This is a genomic window from Catellatospora sp. IY07-71, from assembly GCF_018326265.1.
Classification (GTDB): domain Bacteria; phylum Actinomycetota; class Actinomycetes; order Mycobacteriales; family Micromonosporaceae; genus Catellatospora.
Genome location: NZ_AP023360.1, coordinates 4,245,594 through 4,263,441, shown reverse-complemented (window position 1 = coordinate 4,263,441; position 17,848 = coordinate 4,245,594). Strand labels below are relative to the sequence as shown.

Here is a 17,848-nt window from a genome sequence, read left to right as displayed (position 1 = left end):
GTCAACACGTTGGACAGGGTGCCCCGCTTCAATGCAGAGGCTTTCTCGGAAGAGGTGGTACGACGATGAGCACCGTGGAGATGGCACGCGGCCAGTCCGCCCGTGACGTGCTGGCCTGGAGCCGCACGCTGGTCGACCCGGCGATGTGCGCCGCGATCGGCACGCTGAGACCGGCGATGCGGCGTATCGCGGGCTACCACTTCGGCTGGTGGGACGCCGACGGCACGCCCGCCACCCGCGACGGCGGCAAGGCGATCCGGCCCGCGCTGGTGCTGGTGTCCGCCGAGGCGGTGGGCGGGGAGGCCGCCGCGGCCGTGCCCGGCGCGGTCGCCGTGGAGCTGGTGCACAACTTCTCGCTGCTGCACGACGACATCATGGACGGCGACGTAACCCGGCGGCACCGGCCCACCGCGTGGACCGTGTTCGGGCAGGCCCCCGCCATCCTCGCCGGGGACGCGCTGCTCTCGCTCGGCTTCGACGTGCTCGCCGCCTGCGGCCACCCGGCCGTGCCCGAGGCCGGCCGCCGCCTCAACGAGGCCGTGCAGGAGCTGATCGACGGCCAGAGCGCCGACCTCGAATTCGAGGAGCGCGACGACGTACGCCTCACCGAATGCCTGTCCATGGCCGAGGCGAAGACCGCCGCCCTGCTCGGCGGGGCGTGCGGGCTCGGGGCGCTGCTGGGCGGCGGCAACGCCGCGCAGATCGCGGCGCTGACCGAGTTCGGCCGCCGGACCGGCCTGGCCTTCCAGTTCGTCGACGACCTGCTCGGCATCTGGGGGGACCCGGCGATCACCGGCAAACCGGTCCACTCCGACCTGGCCGGCCGCAAGAAGTCGCTGCCGGTGATCGCCGCGCTCACCTCCGGCACCCCCGCCGGGATCGAACTGGCCGCCCTCTACCGCAGGCAGGGCCCGCTCAGCCCCGCCGAGCTGGCCCACGCGGCCGACCTGGTGGACGCCGCGGGCGCCCGCGCCTGGGCCCGTGCCCGCGCCGACGCCCTGCTCACCCAGGCGCTACGCCGCCTGCACGCCGCCGACCTGTCCCTCGTCCCCGCCGCCCAGCTCCACGCCCTCGCCCGCCTGGCGACGCACCGCCACCACTGACCCCGTTCTGCCATTGACGTTGGCCTGTCCGGATGAGTTCGATCTCGAATTCTTCGTCCAGACAGGCCGACGTCGATCAAAAAGCGGGTCAGGCGAGGAGCGCCGCGAGTTTGGTGACCGTGTTCCAGTTGCGGGCGGTGGCGACCTGGACGCCGAGGCGCTCCTGGAAGAGCAGGTGGGTCAGTTTGGTATCGGCGGAGCCGTCGGGCAGCCACATGTGCACCTCGCGCTCCCCCGCCGCGAGCACCTCCCCCGCCTTGGCCACCGCCTCGACCTCGGCGAGCTTCGCCGGGTCGACCGTGCCGGACAGGAACACCACGAACTGCCGCGACGGGTTGGTCGCCACCGCGCCGAGCGGGTTGTGCGCCGTGATCCGGGCCAGGTCGGCGCCGTCGCGCACCAGGCAGCCGACGGACATGCCGAGTTCGGCCTCGATCGCCTGCTCCAGCTGCGCGGCAAGCGCCGCCTGGTCGGCGGAGTCGCTGGTGAAGACCACGTTGCCGCTCTGCAGCAGGGTCTTCACGTCGGTGTGACCCAGGCCCTCCACCAGCTTGCGCAGGTCGGCCATGGCGATCTTCTTGTTGCCGCCCACGTTGATCCCGCGCAGCAGGCCCGCGTAGCGCGTCATGACGCCACCGGCTGGCAGATCGCGCACCAGTACGAGTTGCGCCCGGCCAGCTCGCCGCGGCTCACCGGAGTGCCGCAGACCAGGCACGGCAGGCCGGGACGCCGGTAGACGTACACCTCGCCGCCGTGCCGGTCCACCCGGGGCGGGCGGCCCATCGCCTCGGGCTCGTGCTCGGGGCGCACCGTGTCGATCCGGCCGCTGAGCACCGCCTTGCCCATCAGGTCGACCAGGTCGGCCCACAGCTCGCGCCACTGCTCAGGGGTCAGCGTGCGGCCGGGTGCGGTCGGCGCGAGCCCGGCCCGGTAGAGCGCCTCCAGTACGAAGATCAGCCCCGTGCCCGCCACGATCGACTGGTCGAGCAGCAGCGCGGCCAGCGCGGTGCCGCTGCGGCGGATGCGCTCGTACGCCTGGTCGGGCTTGGCGTCGGCACGCAGCGGGTCGGCGCCGAGCCGGGCGCGCAGCGCGTCCACCTCGGGCGGGTCGAGCACCTCGCACGCGGTCGGGCCGCGCAGGTCGAGCCAGTGCCGGGTGTTGGCCATGCGCAGCCGCACCTCGCCGACCACCGGCGGCACGGGCAGGTCGCCGTCGGCGAACTTGCCGTAGAGGCCCAGGTGCACGTGCAGGCTGACGTCGCCGTAGTGGTGCAGCAGGTGCTTGCCGTACGCCTCGGTGTCCAGCAGCGTCGCGCCGTTCAGCCGCGCGGCGCCCTCGGCGAACCGGCCCTGCGGGCTGGCGACGGCGACGGGTTCCCCCGCGAACAGCTCGCGGTGCCGGTCGGCGAGCCGGCGTACGGTGTGTCCCTCGGGCATCGGTACACAGTAATCCGGCTCAGGGGCGCAGGTGCGCGCGCATCCGGGCGTACCCGTCGCGGATGGCGGCCTGCTCCTCCTCGCCCAGATGGTCGAACATGTAGGCGCGCACCGCGCTGACGTGGCCCGGGGCCGCCTCGGCGAGCTTGGCGGCACCGGCCTCGGTGAGTTCGGCGTGCATCCCGCGGCGATCGTCGTCACATTCCACGCGGCGCACCCAACCCGCGTCCTCCAGCCGGGTCACCGCGCGGGTCACGCCGCTGCGGGAGGTGAAGCTGGCATCGGCGAGGTCACGCATGCGCAGCCGTCGGCCGGGCGCCTCGCTCAGGTGGACCAGCAGCTCGTAATCGGTGAAACTGACCCCGGAGTCCGTTTCCAGCTGCCGGTCCAGCGCCTGGATCAGCAACCGGGTGCCTTCCAGGTACGCCCGCCACGTCTCCTGCTCGCGGTCGTCGAGCCAGCGCGTCTCACCCATGTCCTCAGTCTAGCGGGAATAGTTGACGGCGCAACAATGTCGTGTAGAGTGCACTCGTTGACGAAGCAACGACCCGATCGAAAGAAGGCACGGCCGTGAAGACCTCCACCGCCAAGCCCCGCCGCGAGCTCATCGACGTCCGGTTCGCCGACGAGCGGGCCAAGACCCGCATCGGCTGGCTCGACTCCAAGCACTCGTTCTCGTTCGGCCGCCACTGGGACCCGCGCAACACCCACCACGGGCTGCTGCTGGTCAACAACGACGACATCGTCACCCCGGGCTTCGGTTTCGAGACGCACCCGCACCAGGACATGGAGATCGTCACCTGGGTGCTGCGCGGTTCGCTGGTCCACCAGGACTCGACCGGCCACTCCGGCGTGATCTACCCCGGCCTCGCCCAGCGAATGAGCGCCGGCACCGGCATCCTGCACTCGGAGAAGAACGACTCCTGGCGGCTGGAGGGCGACCGCCACAGCGACCCGGTGCACTTCGTGCAGATGTGGGTGGTGCCCGACACCGACGGCATCACGCCCGGTTACGAGCAGCTGGAGATCGACGACGAGCTGCTGCGCGGCGGCCTGGTGACGGTCGCGTCCGGCATGAAGCAGCACGACGGCGCCTCCGCGATCCGGATCAAGAACCGGCACGCGGCGCTGCATGTCGCGCGGCTGCAGCCCGGGGACAGCGTCGAGCTGCCGCAGGCGCCGTACCTCCACTTCTTCGTCGCCCGTGGCGAGGTGACCCTGGAGCAGGCCGGCGGCCTGAGCGAGGGCGACGCGGTCCGCCTCACCGCCAGCGGCGGGCAGCGCATCACCGCCGTCACCGCCGCCGAGGTCCTGGTCTGGGAGATGCACGCCACCATCGTCGGCTGACCCGAGCCGCCGGACCCCCGGCCCGCGCCCTTTCGCGGCCGGGGGCCCGGCCCACCACCGGACCCCGTTGATCATCCGACTTGCCAGGCACACGGGCCTTCGCGGTCCGGAGATTCGCGCAGGTGCCAGGCAAGTCGGTCGATCTTGACGAAGGGCCGGCGCCCGGCGGGGAACCGAAGCCGGGGGCGATGGAAATGCGCTGGTCGCGTGGCGGGCGACCGGGCAGGATGGCCGGGTGCCAACGACCGTCTCCATCGCCCTCACCCCGCCAGACGACGACGCCGCCCGCGCCGCGATCCGGGACTACCTCACCGACATCGTGGGCCGCTACTACGGGCGCGCCGCTGCCGCGGCGGAGGTCGAGCGCGCACTCGCCGACGCCGCCCCGGACGACGCCTTCCTCGAACCGCCACACGGCCTGTTCTGGCTGGCCAGGGACGGTGACACGGTTCTCGGCTGCGCGGGCCTGCGGTTCACCGGCGACGGCATCGGCCTGGTCACGCGGGTATGGACGGCCCCGGCCGCGCGCCGTCGCGGCATCGCCTCGGCGCTGCTGACCACACTGGAAACCGCCGCTCGCGCGCACGGGCTGACCCGGCTGCGCCTGGACACCCGCAGCGACCTGGTCGAGGCACGGGCCCTGTACGCCCGGCACGGCTTCACGGAGATCCCGGCGTTCAACGACGATCCCTACGCCGACCACTGGTTCGGCAAGCGCCTCACCTGATCTGTTTTCGTGGACGCCTACCGTCGCCCTGGCGACGCGCTGAGCGTCCACAAAGACGGATCTTGCGGTGCCCGCCGCCGCGGCGCTGGTAGCGTGCCGCGGCGGATGCGACGGCGCGACGTGACGGGGAGACGCCCATGGCTGAGCTGACCGACCTGCAGGACCGTGCGATGCGGATCTGCGAGCTCTACGACGAGCTGAATCTGCGTACCCGTGGCCGGGTGTGGGACCGCGCCGACCTGATGACCGGCTTCGTCGGGGATGTCGGCGACCTCGCGAAGCAGGTGATGGCCGCGGAGGGCCGCCGTGACATGCCCGGCGGGCGGGAGGCGCTGGCGCACGAGCTGGCCCGACTGCCTGTGGTCGGTCCTGGTGCTGGCCCGCCGCTATGACTTCGACCTCGCCACCGAGTTCCACCGCACCATGGACCAGCTCGAACAACACGTCACCGGCCGCTTGGACGCCCTGCCGTCCAGCCCGTCGCACTGACCGTCCCGGCTTCGCCGGCCGCCGCGGAACCACACCACTTGAGCGATCGCTCAAATGCCCCTGCAGCGACTCTTGAGCCCCCGCCGAATGGCAGGCGTTGCCGACCCTGACGGCAGACACGGTGCGCAGCGACACGGCAGGAGTGCTGTTCAGCGGGGCAGTAGGCACGGCGCGCAGCGGCGTCCCGCGCAGCGCCGGAGGCTGAGCGGGACGCCCTCCCCCGTGTCCCGAAGCGACGCCCGGTGCACCGCGACGGCGAGAAGTTAAGAAGGTGCCCTTCCTCTACGGAAAACGATAAGAAGGTGCCCTTCCTTACCAAGCGAGGGTGTGGGGGCCGGTGGTGAGGGGGACGGTGCGGTCGGGGAGGGAGAGGGTGATCGGGGCGTCGGTCTCGACGTGCAGGTGGGTGTCGTCGGCGATGACCGTGACGCGGGCGTCGGCGCAGCGGAGGTTGCGGGTCCCGGTCGGAGGGTCGTGACCGGCCCTCCGACCGGGACCGATCGGCTACGCGACCTTCAGCTGCTCGTCGCCGAAGTCGGCGATGAGGCGCAGAGTACCGCCCATCGCGTCGATGTAGCGACTGAGCACGTCCCGGGTGGCGACGTCCCCCTTCTCGATCTGCGAGATACGCGCCACCGAGACGCCCATCCGCTCGGCGACCTGCTCCTGGGTCAGGCCCCGGCGTTTGCGCATCTCCGCGAGGCGCCAGCCGCGCACCTCGTCGAGCATCGCGCCCATCGCCGCATCGAACGCATCCCCGCCCCCGGCGGTCTCCACCGCGCGCTCCAGATTTCCGGTGTCGCGCCAGCGTTTAATCTCGGCCATCTCGGATCTCCCGTTCGCGCTCTTTCACGTACGTCGCATACCGCGACTCGGCCTCGGGTATCGCGCAGCGATACCAGCTCGCCCACTCGCCGGACTTGTCGCCCGCGATCAACAGGATCGCCGAACGCCACGGGTCGAAGACGAAGAGGATCCGGATCTCGGAACGCCCACCGGAGGGTGGACGCAGCTCCTTCATGTTGGCGATGTGACTCGCCGCCACGGTGTCCACCAGCGGCCGGCCCTCCGCCGGTCCGTTGCGCTCCAGCACCAGGATCGCCTGGTTCACCAGCCGATGGCTGTCACGGTCAGCCGCGTACAGATCGTCCAGAAAGTCTTCGACCTGTGAGGTCATCAGTATTTCCCACAGCATGTCACCCTCCCCAGGGTTAAGAAAATTCTAAACCCGAGGAGCGCGGCCGCACCATCCGGCCTGCTTGATCGCTGCCTCGTGTCACAAAGTGCGGCCCAGCCCCACCTTCTGACACGAGATCGCGATCATGGGCGGGCCAGCGCGGGTCGCGCCGCGCGGCGCGACCCGCGAGGCGGGCGCGCGAGGCGGGCGCGGTCAGGGTTTGCGGAGGGGGTCGGTGGGGCGGCCGACGAGGGCGGCGAAGTCGGCCTCGTTGCGTTCGGCGAGGCGGGTATAGACGAGGCCCGCGCCGAACAGGAACGGGAACGACAGGATGCCCAGCAGCAGCCAGGGCAGCGGGATGCCGCCGACGTCGACCCGGGTGCCGGCGGGCCAGAGGGTGAACAGCAGCGGCAGCCCGCCCAGGGCCACCGCGACCACCCCGGCCAGCCGCAGCGCCAGCCCGAGCTGGACCCGAATCAGCTCGCGCACCAGCACGTCCCCGACGGGCGTCTGCTCGACCAGCTCGTCGTGCGCGCCGGTGCGCGGCCTGGCCCGGCGGTGTGCGGCCAGGTCCACCCGCACGCGATCGTTCACCCCGGTCACGCTACGCCCGGGTTGTTTCGGGACGTCGCGGGGTTTCCGCCCGCCGCGTTTCGGTGCCGTGTACCGCCTCGGGCGCGTGCAGCCGCAGCAGCATGGTGCCGACGGCGGCGGGCACCCGACGCCGGGTGGCCACCGACACGGTCACCATGACCACGAAGGACAGAGGCACGGTCCAGGCCGCGGGCTGGGCCAGCAGGTCGGCCGCCAGTCCGGGCGCGGGCGGCAGGAAGATCGTCCACAGTACGGCGACGACGGCGCTCCCGCCGCCCGCGAGGATCCCGGCCGCCGCCCCCATCGCGGTCAGTCCCCGCCACCAGATGCCGAGCACCAGCATCGGGCAGAAGCTCGACGCGGCCACTGCGAACGCCAGCCCGACCACCTGCGACACGTTCAGCCCGTGCACGGCCAGCGCGAGCACCGTCGGCACGGCCCCCGCGAACAGCGCGGCGGCCCGGAACAGCGGCAGCGGCCCCCACCCGGCCAGCCGTCCCCGGGCCAGCACGTCGTTGGCGAGCACCCCGGCGACGCTGGTGAGCAGGCCGTTCGAGGTGGACAGGAAGGCGGCGAAGGCCCCGGCCGCGACGAGCGCGCCGAGCAGATCGGCGGTCAGGCCGGGCCCGAGGGCCGCGCCGGGCAGCAGCAGCACCACGGTGTCGTTGCGCCCGGTGGCCAGCTCGGGGGTGTAGACGCGGCCGAGCACCCCGTACACGGTCGGGAAGAGGTAGAACAGGCCGACGAGGCCGAGCACGATGGTGGTGGTGCGCCGGGCCGAGCCGCCGTCTGGGTTGGTGTAGAACCGGGCGAGCACGTGCGGCAGCCCCATGGTGCCCAGGAACGTGGCCAGGATCAGGGAGTACGTGGCGACCAGGCCGCCGGTCGGGGCGAGCCACGGCTCGTCGACGGGGATGGCCGGTGCGCCGTCGTCACGCCAGCGGGCCAGCAGGAAGAACGCGGGCACCGCGATCGCGGTGAGCTTCAGCCAGTACTGGAACGCCTGCACGTACGTCGCCGAGCGCATGCCGCCGAACGCGACGTTGCCGGTGACGACCGCGCCGACCAGCACCACGCCGACCCAGCGGGGCGCGCCGGTGACGATGCCGAAGGTCAGGCCCGCGCCCTGGAGCTGCGGCAGCAGGTAGAACCAGCCGATGAACAGCACGAACGCGGTGGCCAGGCGGCGCAGCCGCGGTGAGGCGAGCCGGGCCTCGCAGAAGTCGGGCAGGGTGAACGCGCCCGAACGGCGCAGCGGGGCGGCCACGAACAGCAGCAGCGCCAGGTAGCCCGCGGCGAAGCCGACCGGATACCAGAGCATCTGGCCGCCGTACGCGAGGATCAGCCCGGCCACGCCCAGGAAGCTCGCCGCCGACAGGTATTCGCCGCCGATGGCGGCGGCGTTCTGGGTGGGGCTGACCATGCGCGAGGCGACGAGCAGATCGGAGGTGCCGCGCACCAGGCGCACCCCCCACGCGCCGATGGCGACCGTCGCCACGGTGACGGTCGCGATCGCGAGCAGGGCATAGGCATCCACGGCCGCTGGATCGTACCGGAGCACGGGGGTGGAGCGGGAGGGTCGGGCGTGGCACGATCGGGGCCATGTACCCAGCGCTGGGCGCCGCCGCCGTGGTGGCCGTGATCGCGGCGGCCGCCGTGGTGATGATGCGCGGCCGGCGCCGGGTGATCACGCCGGAGGAGCGCGCGACGTACCGGGTGCTGCACCTGGCGACGCTGGCCAGCGAGCCGCTGCGGCAGGGGCTGCGCGACGACACCGCCGCCCCGGCGGTGAAGCACCTGCGCACCCTGGTCGGGTCGGCGGGCCTGGCGCTCGCCGATCGCGACGGTTTCCTGGCCCACGACGGCGCGGGCGGGCACCACCAGCAGGCGCTGCTGGCCGCGGCGCAGCGGGCGCTGGCCGGCGGGCGGCCGGTGCTGCTGCGGCCCGAGGACCTGACCTGTGTACGCCTGGACTGCCCCGTGCGCGGCGCGGTGGCCGCGCCGGTGTCCAAGCCCGACGGCGGGGCCGGGGCGGCGCTGGTCGCGGTGACCGGGTCGCGCCCCTCGCCCGGCCTGGTGCGGGTGGTGCTGGAGACGGCGCACTGGGTGGGGCTGCAGCTGGAACTGGCCGAGCTGCAGGAGGAGCGGGCCCGCTCGGCGCGCGCGGAGGTGCGCGCGCTGCGGGCGCAGATCAGCCCGCACTTCGTCTACAACGCGCTGACCGCGATCGCGTCGTTCGTGCGCACCGACCCGGAGCGGGCCCGGGAGCTGATCCTGGAGTTCGCCGAGTTCACCCGCTACTCGTTCCGGGCGCACGGGGAGTTCACCACGCTGGCCGAGGAGCTGCGCTCGATCGACCGCTACCTGACCATCGAGCGGGCCCGGTTCGGCGAGCGGCTGCAGGTGCGGCTGCGGGTGGCGCCGGAGGTGCTGCCGGTGGAGGTGCCGTTCCTGTGCCTGCAGCCGCTGGTGGAGAACGCGGTGCGGCACGGGCTGCACCCGAAGCCGGGGGTGGGCACGATCCGGATCATCGCCGCGGACGCGGGCGCGGACTGCGAGATCATCGTGGAGGACGACGGGGTGGGCATGGATCCGGCGGTGCTGCTGGACGGCGACGGGTCGGCCGACGGCGACGGCGGGCAGCACGTGGGCCTGGGCAACGTCGACGACCGGCTGCGGGCGGTGTTCGGCGACGCGTACGGCCTGGTGGTGGAGACCGCTCCGCAGGCGGGGACGCGGGTCAGCCTGCGCATCCCCAAGTTCCGGGCGGTGCGCGCATGACGGGGAGATTGCGGGTGCTGGCGGTGGACGACGAGCCGCCGGCCCTGGACGAGCTGCTCTACCTGCTGCGCAACGATCCGCGGGTGGAGTACGTGCACAGCGCCGCCGACGCCGCGGAGGCGCTGCGGGTGCTGCACGAGTCCGAGGTCGACGTGGCGTTCCTGGACATCCGGATGCCGGGGCTGGACGGCATGGACCTGGCGCGGGTGCTGCAGCGCTTCGCCCGCTCCCCCGCGATCGTGTTCGTCACGGCGTACGACGACCGGGCCGCGGACGCGTTCGACCTGGGCGTCGTCGACTACGTACGCAAGCCGGTGCGCGCCGAGCGGATCGCCGAGTCGCTGCGCCGGGTGCTGTCGGAGCGGGCCGCGGTCGGCGAGCGCGCCGCGGCCGCCCCGGAGGCCGCGCCCACCGGCGACCCGATGATCCCGGTGGAGCTGGGCGGCGTGGTGCGGCTGCTGCCGCGCTCGTCGGTGTGCTGGGTGGAGGCGCAGGGCGACTACGCGCGGCTGCACACCACCGAGGGCTCGCACCTGGTCCGGGTGTCGCTGACCCAGCTGGAGGAGCGCTGGACCGACGCGGGTTTCCTGCGCATCCACCGCTCCTACCTGGTGCGCCTGGACCTGGTCACCGAGCTGCGGCTGACCGGCTCGGGCTACGTGGTGACCGTCGAGGGGCGGCAGCTGCCAGTGGCCCGGCGGCACACCCGCGCACTCAAGGACCGGCTGATCCGCCCCGCCAAGCAGCACTGGCACTGATCCACGGACCCGCCGCGCCCGCGTGCCGCCCGGCGGCCCGCGGGCGCCGTTCGTCGTACGTCGATCCGCCGCTGGGCGCGCGGGGGCGACCGCTCGGCGCGTACGTCGCGCAGGACGCTCCAGGCCCGTTCCGTGGTGAACATCACGGTCCTAGCCTGCGCTGAACCGCACCCTCCCTCCCCCTACCGAGGCTGGTGATTCACATGAGCGACGATGCACCGGACCAGTACGAGCGCATCCAGGCGAGCCCCGAGTTCGCCGGGCTGCGGCGCGCGCTGCGCCGTTTCGTGTTCCCGATGACCATCGCGTTCTTCAGCTGGTACGCGCTGTACGTGATCCTGTCGGCGTACGCCCGCGACTTCATGGGCACGGTCCTGTTCGGGAACATCAACGTGGCGCTGGTCTTCGGCCTGCTGCAGTTCGTGACCACGTTCCTGATCGCCTGGCTGTACGCCCGCTACGCCGACCGCAAGCTCGACCCGGTGGCCGAGGAGATCCACGCCCGGCTCACCGACGGCGAGGCCGACGCCGCGCAGCCCGTTGAGGAGGTCAGCCGATGAGCGCCCGTACCCTGACCATCGTCTTGTTCGTGGTGTTCGTGCTGTTCACGCTCGCGATCACGATCTGGGCGAGCCGGCAGACGAAGACCGCGACCGACTTCTACGCCGGCGGCCGGTCGTTCTCCGGGTTCTCCAACGGCATGGCCATCGGCGGCGACTACATGTCGGCGGCGAGCTTCCTGGGCATCGCCGGCATCATCGCGCTGTCCGGCTACGACGGCTTCCTGTACTCGATCGGCTTCCTGGTCGCCTGGCTCGTCGCGCTCCTGCTGGTGGCGGAGCTGCTACGGAACTCGGGCAAGTACACGATGGCCGACGTGCTGGCGTTCCGGATGCGGCAGACGCCGGTCCGGGTGGCCGCCTCGATCTCCACCATCGTGGTGTCGATCTTCTACCTGCTGGCGCAGATGGTCGGCGCGGGCGCGCTGGTGGCGCTGCTGCTGGGCATCAAGCCAGGCGCGCTCTTCCTGGGCATGGACGCCGGCACCGCGAAGATCGCCACGATCATCTTCATCGGCATCCTGATGATCGTGTACGTCACGGTGGGCGGCATGAAGGGCACCACCTACGTCCAGATCGTCAAGGCGTTCCTGCTCATGGTGGGCGCGGCGCTGATGACCGTGCTGGTGCTCGCCGCGTTCAAGTTCGACCTGTCCGGCCTGCTCGGCGAGGCCGCGGCCAAGTCCGGCAAGGGCGCCGCGTTCCTGGAACCGGGCCTGCGCTACGGCAAGGAGGTCGCGGGCGACGCGGCGCAGACCTTCTACAACAAGATGGACCTGTTGTCGCTGGGCATCGCGCTGGTGCTGGGCACGGCGGGCCTGCCGCACATCCTGATCCGCTTCTACACCGTGCCCAACGCCAAGGCCGCTCGCAAGAGCGTGCTCTGGGCGATCGGCATCATCGGCACCTTCTACCTGATGACGCTGGCGCTGGGCTTCGGCGCGGCGGCGATGGTCGGCGGCGAGGCGATCACCGCGCAGGACAAGGGCGGCAACACCGCCGCCCCGCAGCTGGCCCAGGCGCTCGGCGAGAAGTTCTTCGGCGGCACCACCGGCGGCGCGGCCATGCTGGCGATCATCGCGGCGGTGGCCTTCGCCACCATCCTCGCCGTGGTCGCCGGGCTCACCCTGGCCTCGTCCAGCTCGCTGGCGCACGACATCTATGCCAGCGTCATCCGCAAGGGCCAGGTCAGCGAGGGCGGCGAGGTGCGCGTGGCGCGGATCTCGGCGTTCGCCATCGGCGCGGTCGCGATCGTGCTGGCCATCTTCGCGCAGAGCCTGAACGTGGCGTTCCTCGTCGCGCTGGCCTTCGCGGTGGCGGCCTCGGGCAACCTGCCCGCGATCCTCTACTCGCTGTTCTGGAAGCGGTTCACCACGACCGGGGCGACCGCCGCCATCTACGGCGGCCTGATCACCGCCGTGGTGCTGGTGTTCTTCTCCCCGGTGGTGTCCGGCAGCCCGACCGCGATGTTCCCGGACTCCGACTGGCAGTGGTTCCCGCTGTCGAACCCGGGCATCATCTCGATCCCGGTCGGCTTCTTGTGCGGCTGGCTGGGCACGGTGCTGTCCCGCGAGCCCGCCGACGTGACCAAGTACGCCGAGCTGGAGGTCCGCGCCCTCACCGGCCACGGGGCGCACTGACCCGCCCCGCTGTTCATGAGGCTCCCGTCGCGCTGTACGAACAGCGCGACGGGAGCCTCGTTCGTGCGACGGCCGGGCGCTACGCGCGCGTCGGCGGTGCCGCGGTGATCGTGGAGACGAAGTGCGCCAGCTTGTCGTGCGACAGGTGCTGGGCCAGGTCGGCCTCGCTGATCATGCCGATGATCTGGTGATCCTCGATCACCGGCACCCGGCGGATCTTGTGCTGCTCCATGAGCCGGATGACCTCGTCCTCGTCGGCCCTCGAGTCCACCCAGATCGGCGTACCCTGCGCCATCTCCTTACACGTCATCGTGTTCGGATCCCCGCCGGACGCGATGCACTTCACCACGATGTCCCGGTCGGTGATGATGCCGCGCAGCTTGTCGTCGTTGCCGCAGATGGGCAGCGAGCCGACCCCCATGTCGCGCATCAGCTGCGCCGCGCGCGCCAGCGTCTCGCCCTCGGGCACGCACTGCGCCCCCAGGTGCATCATCTGCTTAGCGGTGGTCATGACATACCCCCTTAGCCAGTCCCTGGGGACATCCTTCCCCCGGACCGGGCGGCGGCGCAGGTCAATCGACAGACATGATCGCCGGGTGGCGCGGGTCGTTGACCGTCACGACCAGGTCCGCGAAGGTCTCCGGGGCCACCTCCGCCGCGTAGCGCTCGTACACGGGCAGTGTCCAGGCCAGGTCCGGGGGTGTCCGCCGGGCCAGCGCGGCCGGGGACAGCACCAGGTGCACGGCGAGCTCGAACGGCAGCCCCGACCCGAGCAGCAGGTCGCCACTGACCAGCACCACCCCGCCCGGCGGCAGGTTCAGGTAGGCCGCCCGGGTGGCCCGGTCGCGCCGTGCGTCCCACAGGCTCGGCAGCACCCGGCCGGTGCCGCCGGGTCCCGCCGGATCGAGCACCTCCCGGCGCAGCCCCGCCTCGTCGACCCAGCCCTCGTAGTAGGCGTCCGGGTTCGTACGCCCGAACTCCAGCCGCACCGACGCGGGCCGCAGGAAGTCGGCGGTGCGCACGTGCAGCGTGGCATGCCCGCGGGCGCGCAGCGGCCCGACCAGCGCCTCGGCCAGCCGGTCCGGCTCGGCCACGGGCGGCCCGTCGACCGCCACCCGGAACCACCCGTCCGCCGGCGCCGCCGCCGCGATCAGCTCCGTCAGCTCCTCGGCCAGCCCCTCCGGCGTCACAGGTCGCACTCGCACCCGCCCATCCTCCGCCACCGCACCGCCGGGCCCCTGCCCGGCCCGGCGTTGAGCGCGGTCTCGTGTCACGACATGCGGTCTCGCCACCGGGGGATGACGCCACGGAGGGGCGGCGAGTCCGGGCGGCCACTGTGGAGCGTGGGAGGATCCGGGGATGGCGACGGCGGAAGTGATCACGGTCCACGCGGGTGAGCAGCCGCCGGAGTGGTGGGACGCGGCGGTGTTCCTGGCCGGGCCGACGCCGCGCTCCCCCGAGGTGGCCTCCTGGCGGCCCGCCGCGCTCGCGGAGCTGGCCCGGCAGTGGGCAGGCCCGGGGCGGCTGGTGGTGTTCGTGCCCGAGCGGCCCGAGGGCGGCATGCCGCACGGCTGGACCGCCCAGGTCGACTGGGAGGACACCTGCCTGCACCTGTCCGACGTGGTGGCCTTCTGGGTGCCCCGCGACCTGGCCACGCTGCCCGGCTTCACCACGAACGTGGAGTGGGGCCGCTGGGAGTCCAGCGGCCGGGTGGTGCTCGGCGCGCCCGACGGCGCGCCGGGGATGCGCTACCTCGCCCACTACGCGGCCGAGCGCGGCGCGCCGGTCGCCGGCACGCTGGCCGACACCCTCGCCGCCGCGCTGGCGCTGCTCGCGGGCGGTGCACGGCGCGACGGCGGACACCGCGAGCTGCCGCTGCCGCTGTGGCGGGACGCGGGCGTACGCACCTGGCTGGCCGCGCAGGAGGCGGCCGGGCACCGGCTGCGCGCGGCCCGGGTGGCGTGGACCTGGCCCGGTCCGGACGGGCGGCCGTTCTGGTGGGCCGCGCACGTGGCCGTCGAGGTCCGCGGCGAGGGCCGGGTGAAGGACAATGAGGTGGTGATCGGCCGCCCCGACGTGAGCGCCGTGGTCGCCTACCTGCCCGCGGAGACGCTCCCGGACACGCTGGTGGTGCTCGTGCGTGAGTACCGCAGCGGCGCGGTGACCGGCGACGGGCGGGTGCACGAGCTGCCCGGCGGCTCGCAGCCCGGCGCCGCCGACCCGCGCCAGACGGCCGTCGAGGAGCTGGCCGAGGAGACCGGGCTGCGGGTCGAGGCGGCCCGGCTGCGCGCGCACGGGGTGCGCCAGCCCGCCGCGACCGTGTCGGCGCACCGGGCGCACCTGTTCAGCCTGGAGCTGACCGAGGCCGAGGCGGACGCGCTGGCCGACGGCCCGCAGGAGCACGGGGTGGCCGCCGACGGCGAGCGGATCACGCTGGAGCTGCGCACGTACGGCAGCCTGCTGGCCGACCCGGACGTGGACTGGAGCACGCTGGGCATGGTCACCGCGGTGCTCGCCGCAGGCTAGTCCGCGAGCGCGGACAGCACCAGCCGGGCGGTCTCGGCGTCCGGCGCGACCAGGAACGGCAGCCGGTTGCCGCCGCCGATGCGCACCTCGCCGCCGTCGGCGGTCATGGCGACTCCGCCGGCCTCGGCGTGCAGCAGCAGCCCGGCCGCGTGGTCCCAGGGCAGCTCCCACCTGATCACCATGGCGGTGCGGCGGCCGCTGGCGAGCTGGATGTACTCCAGCCCGGAGGTGTCGAAGAAGGACAGGGCGACCCCGTGCGCGCTCAGGCGGTGGTAGCCGGCGCGCTCCTCGGGCCGCCACCAGATCGGTGGCGAGACCGTGACGTCCAGGTGGCGCAGGGTCGGCGGGACGGGCCGGACGCGGACGCGCTGCCCGTCGACGTACGCGCCGCCGCCCGCGACGGCGACCGCCATCAGGTCCATGACCGGCGCGAACGTCCACGAGGCGAGTAGCCGTCCGCGGTGCGCGAGCGCGACCAGCGTGGTGAAGCGCGGGCTGCCGCTGACGAAGTTGTGCGTGCCGTCGATCGGGTCGACGATCCAGGCGGGCGCGTCGCCGCCGATCGCGGCCAGCAGCCCCGGGTCGGCGGCCACGCCTTCCTCACCCACCATGACCGAGCCGGGCACCAGCGCGGTCAGGTGCCGGGCCAGCTCCTCCTCGGCGGCGCGATCGGCGACGGTGACCAGGTCGGTCTCCGACGACTTGTACGCGATGTCGGCCGCCGCCAGCCGGCCGAACCTGGGCAGGATCTGCTCCGCGGCGACCCGGCGCACCGCCGCCTCGACCTCGGCCACCTCACGCGCGCTCAACATGTCGCCCAGCGTGCCACCGCCCCACCCCACGCCGCACCCCGGGTGACCCCAGCAAAAGGAAGGGCACCTTCTTATCGTTTTCCGATGTAGAAGGTGCCCTTCCTAACTTCTCAGGGGATTGGCAGGAGGTGGAGTGTCGCCTTTCGGGGGTCAGGATCGTTATTACGGCGTGATCTTCCGGGTGCCTCCGCGGTCCGCTCTGCTGGCCGGTCTGTCCCGCAGGTCGGTGGACCTGCTGCTGCCACGTGTCAAAGGTAGGGACGGGGCAGGTGAGCGGTGGGCGCGGTCCGCGATCCGATGGCACCTGACCAGGCGGTACGGCCTGGACGGGCTGCACCTGACGCCGACCGCCGACGGGCCGGTGCTGGCCCGTCCGGTGCCCGGGATCACCCCGCTGGAGGCGCGGCGGCGCTGCCTGGAGACGGTGCTGGCGGTGCTCGCCGACGCCGGGGTGGACCACTTCTGCGTACGCGGCTACGACGACCGGGCCGCCGCCGTGGCGATCAGCTCGGGGCCGCGCCGGGAGGCCTGGGCCGCCCTGCGGCGCGAGGCGCTGCGCCGGCCGCTGTTCGTGGCGCCGGTGACCGACGGCGGGGTCGGCACGCCGCTGCCCGCGACCTCGAACCACGCCTGGCGGCTGCTGTCCGGGCAGCGCGTGATCCGCCTGATCCAGTACTTCTGCGACCCGTCGGGCAACCTGCTGTTCGGCCCGGAGCACGGCTGCGACCTGGAGGTCTGGTCGCGCACCCCGCAGGGCCCGCTGCACGCGCCGCGGCCCAACCGGTGCGCCGACTTCGTGCCCGCCGACGGCTCGCGGGTGACCCTGGACGAGGCGAAGTTCACCCGGCTGGCGTCGGCGTACGCCGGGCCGCAGCCGCAGCGGCCCACCCGGGCCGAGTTCGCGGGCACCCTGCTGGACGACGTCACCTTTCCGGTGGACGTGGTCTACACCTGGGTCGACGACGCCGACCCGGCCTGGCGGTCGCGGCGCGACACGGCCCTGGGCGAGCAGCGCGCGCCGCTGATGACGCAGGCCGCCGGGGCCGCGCGCTTCGCCAACCACGACGAGCTGCGCTACTCGATGCGCTCGCTGCACCTCTACGCGCCGTGGGTGCGCCGGATCTGGCTGGTCACCGACGACCAGGTGCCGTCCTGGCTGGACGGCTGCCACGAGCGGGTGACCGTGGTCAGCCACAAGGAGGTGTTCGGCGGGGCGGGGCGGCTGCCGACGTTCAACTCACACGCGATCGAGACCCGGCTGCACCACATCGACGGGCTGGCCGAGCACTTCGTCTACTTCAACGACGACGTGTTCGTCGGCCGGCCGCTCAGCCCGCTGAAGTTCTTCCAGCCCAACGGCCTGTCGAAGTCGTTCCCGTCCAAGGGCAAGGTCGACCCGGGGCCGGCGGCCGGGCACGACCTGGCGTCGACGGCCGCGGGCAAGAACAACCGGGAGCTGATCGCGCGCGACTTCGGCCGGCACCTGACGTACAAGATGAAGCACGTGCCGCATCCGCTGCGCCGCGACGTGCTGGCCGAGATGGGCGAGCGGTACGCCGCCGAGCTGGAACGCACCGCGGGCAACCGGTTCCGCGACCCGTCCGACCTGTCGCTGGTGTCCTCGGCGTACCACTACTACGCTCTGGCCACCGGGCGGGCTGTCCTCGACCGGATCAGGAGCACCTATGTCAGCCTGGCCGCCCCGGATGCGAAGGCCGCGCTGACCCGGATGCGCACCAGGCGTGACCATGACGTGTTCTGCGTCAATGACGAGGAGGGCACACCGGAGCAGCGTGCCGCGCGGCATCGCCTGCTGCACGGCTTCCTGACCGCGTACTTCCCCGTGGCCGCGCCGTGGGAGCTGCCACCGCCCGCCTTACCACGACAGGACAGGTGA

At 72.7% G+C, this 17,848-nt stretch carries 20 protein-coding genes; 10 read left to right on the top strand and 10 right to left on the bottom strand.

The genetic code is table 11. From position 1 onward, the window contains the following. Positions 1 to 65 precede the first annotated feature (65 nt). Positions 66 to 1,103 (top strand): family 2 encapsulin nanocompartment cargo protein polyprenyl transferase, encoded by a 1,038-nt coding sequence (locus CS0771_RS19110; protein WP_212842244.1) that lies wholly within the window; start codon positions 66 to 68, stop codon positions 1,101 to 1,103. A gap of 88 nt (positions 1,104 to 1,191) precedes the next feature. On the opposite strand, the gene CS0771_RS19105 is transcribed toward CS0771_RS19110, so the two are convergent. The 3 genes from CS0771_RS19105 to CS0771_RS19095 are packed head-to-tail and all read right to left on the bottom strand — an operon-like array spanning position 1,192 to position 3,015. Continuing rightward, positions 1,192 to 1,731, bottom strand: coding sequence for a DUF1697 domain-containing protein (locus CS0771_RS19105; RefSeq protein ID WP_212842243.1), 540 nt, complete (start codon positions 1,729 to 1,731; stop codon positions 1,192 to 1,194). Beyond that, on the bottom strand, positions 1,728 to 2,540 hold the full coding sequence (locus tag CS0771_RS19100) for an Fpg/Nei family DNA glycosylase (RefSeq protein WP_212842242.1): 813 nt from the start codon (positions 2,538 to 2,540) through the stop codon (positions 1,728 to 1,730). The genes CS0771_RS19105 and CS0771_RS19100 overlap by 4 nt, the downstream gene beginning before the upstream one ends. A 19-nt stretch (positions 2,541 to 2,559) precedes the next feature. After that, positions 2,560 to 3,015, bottom strand: coding sequence for a MarR family winged helix-turn-helix transcriptional regulator (locus tag CS0771_RS19095; protein ID WP_212842241.1), 456 nt, complete (start codon positions 3,013 to 3,015; stop codon positions 2,560 to 2,562). Between the two features lie 95 nt (positions 3,016 to 3,110). On the opposite strand from CS0771_RS19095, the gene CS0771_RS19090 reads away from it, so the two are divergent. The 3 genes from CS0771_RS19090 to CS0771_RS19080 all read left to right on the top strand — a co-directional run bounded on the left by CS0771_RS19090 (position 3,111) and on the right by CS0771_RS19080 (position 5,006). Then, a complete protein-coding gene (locus CS0771_RS19090) occupies positions 3,111 to 3,887 on the top strand; it encodes a pirin-like bicupin family protein (protein WP_244870883.1) in 777 nt (258 codons plus the stop codon). A 235-nt stretch (positions 3,888 to 4,122) separates the two neighbouring features. Next, complete coding sequence (locus tag CS0771_RS19085) at positions 4,123 to 4,614, top strand: GNAT family N-acetyltransferase (RefSeq protein ID WP_244870882.1); 492 nt, start codon at positions 4,123 to 4,125, stop codon at positions 4,612 to 4,614. Between the two features lie 137 nt (positions 4,615 to 4,751). After that, positions 4,752 to 5,006, top strand: a complete 255-nt coding sequence (locus CS0771_RS19080; protein WP_244870881.1) for a hypothetical protein — start codon at positions 4,752 to 4,754, stop codon at positions 5,004 to 5,006. Between the two features lie 601 nt (positions 5,007 to 5,607). On the opposite strand, the gene CS0771_RS19075 is transcribed toward CS0771_RS19080, so the two are convergent. The 4 genes from CS0771_RS19075 to CS0771_RS19060 all read right to left on the bottom strand — a co-directional run bounded on the left by CS0771_RS19075 (position 5,608) and on the right by CS0771_RS19060 (position 8,411). Next, on the bottom strand, positions 5,608 to 5,928 hold the full coding sequence (locus CS0771_RS19075; protein WP_212842240.1) for a helix-turn-helix transcriptional regulator: 321 nt from the start codon (positions 5,926 to 5,928) through the stop codon (positions 5,608 to 5,610). Next, a complete protein-coding gene (locus CS0771_RS19070; RefSeq protein WP_212842239.1) occupies positions 5,915 to 6,298 on the bottom strand; it encodes a type II toxin-antitoxin system RelE/ParE family toxin in 384 nt (127 codons plus the stop codon). The genes CS0771_RS19075 and CS0771_RS19070 overlap by 14 nt, the downstream gene beginning before the upstream one ends. Before the next feature lie 195 nt (positions 6,299 to 6,493). After that, complete coding sequence (locus CS0771_RS19065) at positions 6,494 to 6,874, bottom strand: hypothetical protein (RefSeq protein WP_371821430.1); 381 nt, start codon at positions 6,872 to 6,874, stop codon at positions 6,494 to 6,496. 10 nt (positions 6,875 to 6,884) lie between these two features. After that, the gene (locus CS0771_RS19060) at positions 6,885 to 8,411 is read right to left on the bottom strand and encodes a cation acetate symporter (protein WP_212842237.1); all 1,527 of its coding nucleotides are present in this window, start codon (positions 8,409 to 8,411) and stop codon (positions 6,885 to 6,887) included. A gap of 65 nt (positions 8,412 to 8,476) precedes the next feature. On the opposite strand from CS0771_RS19060, the gene CS0771_RS19055 reads away from it, so the two are divergent. From CS0771_RS19055 to CS0771_RS19040, 4 genes are all read left to right on the top strand, one after another. Continuing rightward, entirely contained in the window at positions 8,477 to 9,655 is a 1,179-nt protein-coding gene (locus tag CS0771_RS19055) for a sensor histidine kinase (RefSeq protein WP_212842236.1), read from the top strand. Next, a complete protein-coding gene (locus tag CS0771_RS19050) occupies positions 9,652 to 10,413 on the top strand; it encodes a LytTR family DNA-binding domain-containing protein (RefSeq protein WP_212842235.1) in 762 nt (253 codons plus the stop codon). The genes CS0771_RS19055 and CS0771_RS19050 overlap by 4 nt, the downstream gene beginning before the upstream one ends. Before the next feature lie 203 nt (positions 10,414 to 10,616). Further along, positions 10,617 to 10,973 carry a DUF485 domain-containing protein gene (locus CS0771_RS19045; RefSeq protein ID WP_212842234.1) on the top strand — a complete coding sequence of 119 codons (357 nt, stop codon included), beginning with the start codon at positions 10,617 to 10,619 and terminating at the stop codon, positions 10,971 to 10,973. Beyond that, on the top strand, positions 10,970 to 12,613 hold the full coding sequence (locus CS0771_RS19040; RefSeq protein ID WP_212842233.1) for a cation acetate symporter: 1,644 nt from the start codon (positions 10,970 to 10,972) through the stop codon (positions 12,611 to 12,613). Before CS0771_RS19045 ends, CS0771_RS19040 begins: the two co-directional genes overlap by 4 nt. A gap of 79 nt (positions 12,614 to 12,692) precedes the next feature. Here CS0771_RS19040 and CS0771_RS19035 read toward each other — a convergent pair whose 3' ends face one another. Next, entirely contained in the window at positions 12,693 to 13,124 is a 432-nt protein-coding gene (locus CS0771_RS19035) for a CBS domain-containing protein (protein ID WP_212842232.1), read from the bottom strand. A gap of 61 nt (positions 13,125 to 13,185) precedes the next feature. Then, positions 13,186 to 13,818, bottom strand: coding sequence for a uridine kinase (locus CS0771_RS19030; protein WP_212842231.1), 633 nt, complete (start codon positions 13,816 to 13,818; stop codon positions 13,186 to 13,188). Between the two features lie 154 nt (positions 13,819 to 13,972). Here CS0771_RS19030 and CS0771_RS19025 point away from each other — a divergent pair, with 154 nt between their 5' ends. After that, positions 13,973 to 15,139: a nucleoside 2-deoxyribosyltransferase domain-containing protein gene (locus CS0771_RS19025; protein ID WP_212842230.1), complete on the top strand. Its 1,167-nt coding sequence runs from the start codon at positions 13,973 to 13,975 to the stop codon at positions 15,137 to 15,139. On the opposite strand, the gene CS0771_RS19020 is transcribed toward CS0771_RS19025, so the two are convergent. Further along, positions 15,136 to 15,951, bottom strand: coding sequence for an inositol monophosphatase (locus CS0771_RS19020; RefSeq protein ID WP_212842229.1), 816 nt, complete (start codon positions 15,949 to 15,951; stop codon positions 15,136 to 15,138). The two genes, CS0771_RS19025 and CS0771_RS19020, sit on opposite strands and share 4 nt — an antisense overlap. A 181-nt stretch (positions 15,952 to 16,132) precedes the next feature. On the opposite strand from CS0771_RS19020, the gene CS0771_RS19015 reads away from it, so the two are divergent. Next, on the top strand, positions 16,133 to 17,848 hold the full coding sequence (locus tag CS0771_RS19015) for a stealth family protein (RefSeq protein ID WP_212842228.1): 1,716 nt from the start codon (positions 16,133 to 16,135) through the stop codon (positions 17,846 to 17,848).

Bases quoted from the DNA above. Each gene is read 5' to 3' on its own strand.
- CS0771_RS19075 (WP_212842240.1), bottom strand. From the start codon at position 5,928: ATGGCCGAGATTAAACGCTGGCGCGACACCGGAAATCTGGAGCGCGCG.
- CS0771_RS19020 (WP_212842229.1), bottom strand. From the start codon at position 15,951: ATGTTGAGCGCGCGTGAGGTGGCCGAGGTCGAGGCGGCGGTGCGCCGG.
- CS0771_RS19100 (WP_212842242.1), bottom strand. From the start codon at position 2,540: ATGCCCGAGGGACACACCGTACGCCGGCTCGCCGACCGGCACCGCGAG.
- CS0771_RS19050 (WP_212842235.1), top strand. From the start codon at position 9,652: ATGACGGGGAGATTGCGGGTGCTGGCGGTGGACGACGAGCCGCCGGCC.
- CS0771_RS19110 (WP_212842244.1), top strand. From the start codon at position 66: ATGAGCACCGTGGAGATGGCACGCGGCCAGTCCGCCCGTGACGTGCTG.
- CS0771_RS19080 (WP_244870881.1), top strand. From the start codon at position 4,752: ATGGCTGAGCTGACCGACCTGCAGGACCGTGCGATGCGGATCTGCGAG.
- CS0771_RS19105 (WP_212842243.1), bottom strand. From the start codon at position 1,731: ATGACGCGCTACGCGGGCCTGCTGCGCGGGATCAACGTGGGCGGCAAC.
- CS0771_RS19055 (WP_212842236.1), top strand. From the start codon at position 8,477: ATGTACCCAGCGCTGGGCGCCGCCGCCGTGGTGGCCGTGATCGCGGCG.
- CS0771_RS19070 (WP_212842239.1), bottom strand. From the start codon at position 6,298: ATGCTGTGGGAAATACTGATGACCTCACAGGTCGAAGACTTTCTGGAC.
- CS0771_RS19035 (WP_212842232.1), bottom strand. From the start codon at position 13,124: ATGACCACCGCTAAGCAGATGATGCACCTGGGGGCGCAGTGCGTGCCC.
- CS0771_RS19045 (WP_212842234.1), top strand. From the start codon at position 10,617: ATGAGCGACGATGCACCGGACCAGTACGAGCGCATCCAGGCGAGCCCC.
- CS0771_RS19025 (WP_212842230.1), top strand. From the start codon at position 13,973: ATGGCGACGGCGGAAGTGATCACGGTCCACGCGGGTGAGCAGCCGCCG.
- CS0771_RS19095 (WP_212842241.1), bottom strand. From the start codon at position 3,015: ATGGGTGAGACGCGCTGGCTCGACGACCGCGAGCAGGAGACGTGGCGG.
- CS0771_RS19040 (WP_212842233.1), top strand. From the start codon at position 10,970: ATGAGCGCCCGTACCCTGACCATCGTCTTGTTCGTGGTGTTCGTGCTG.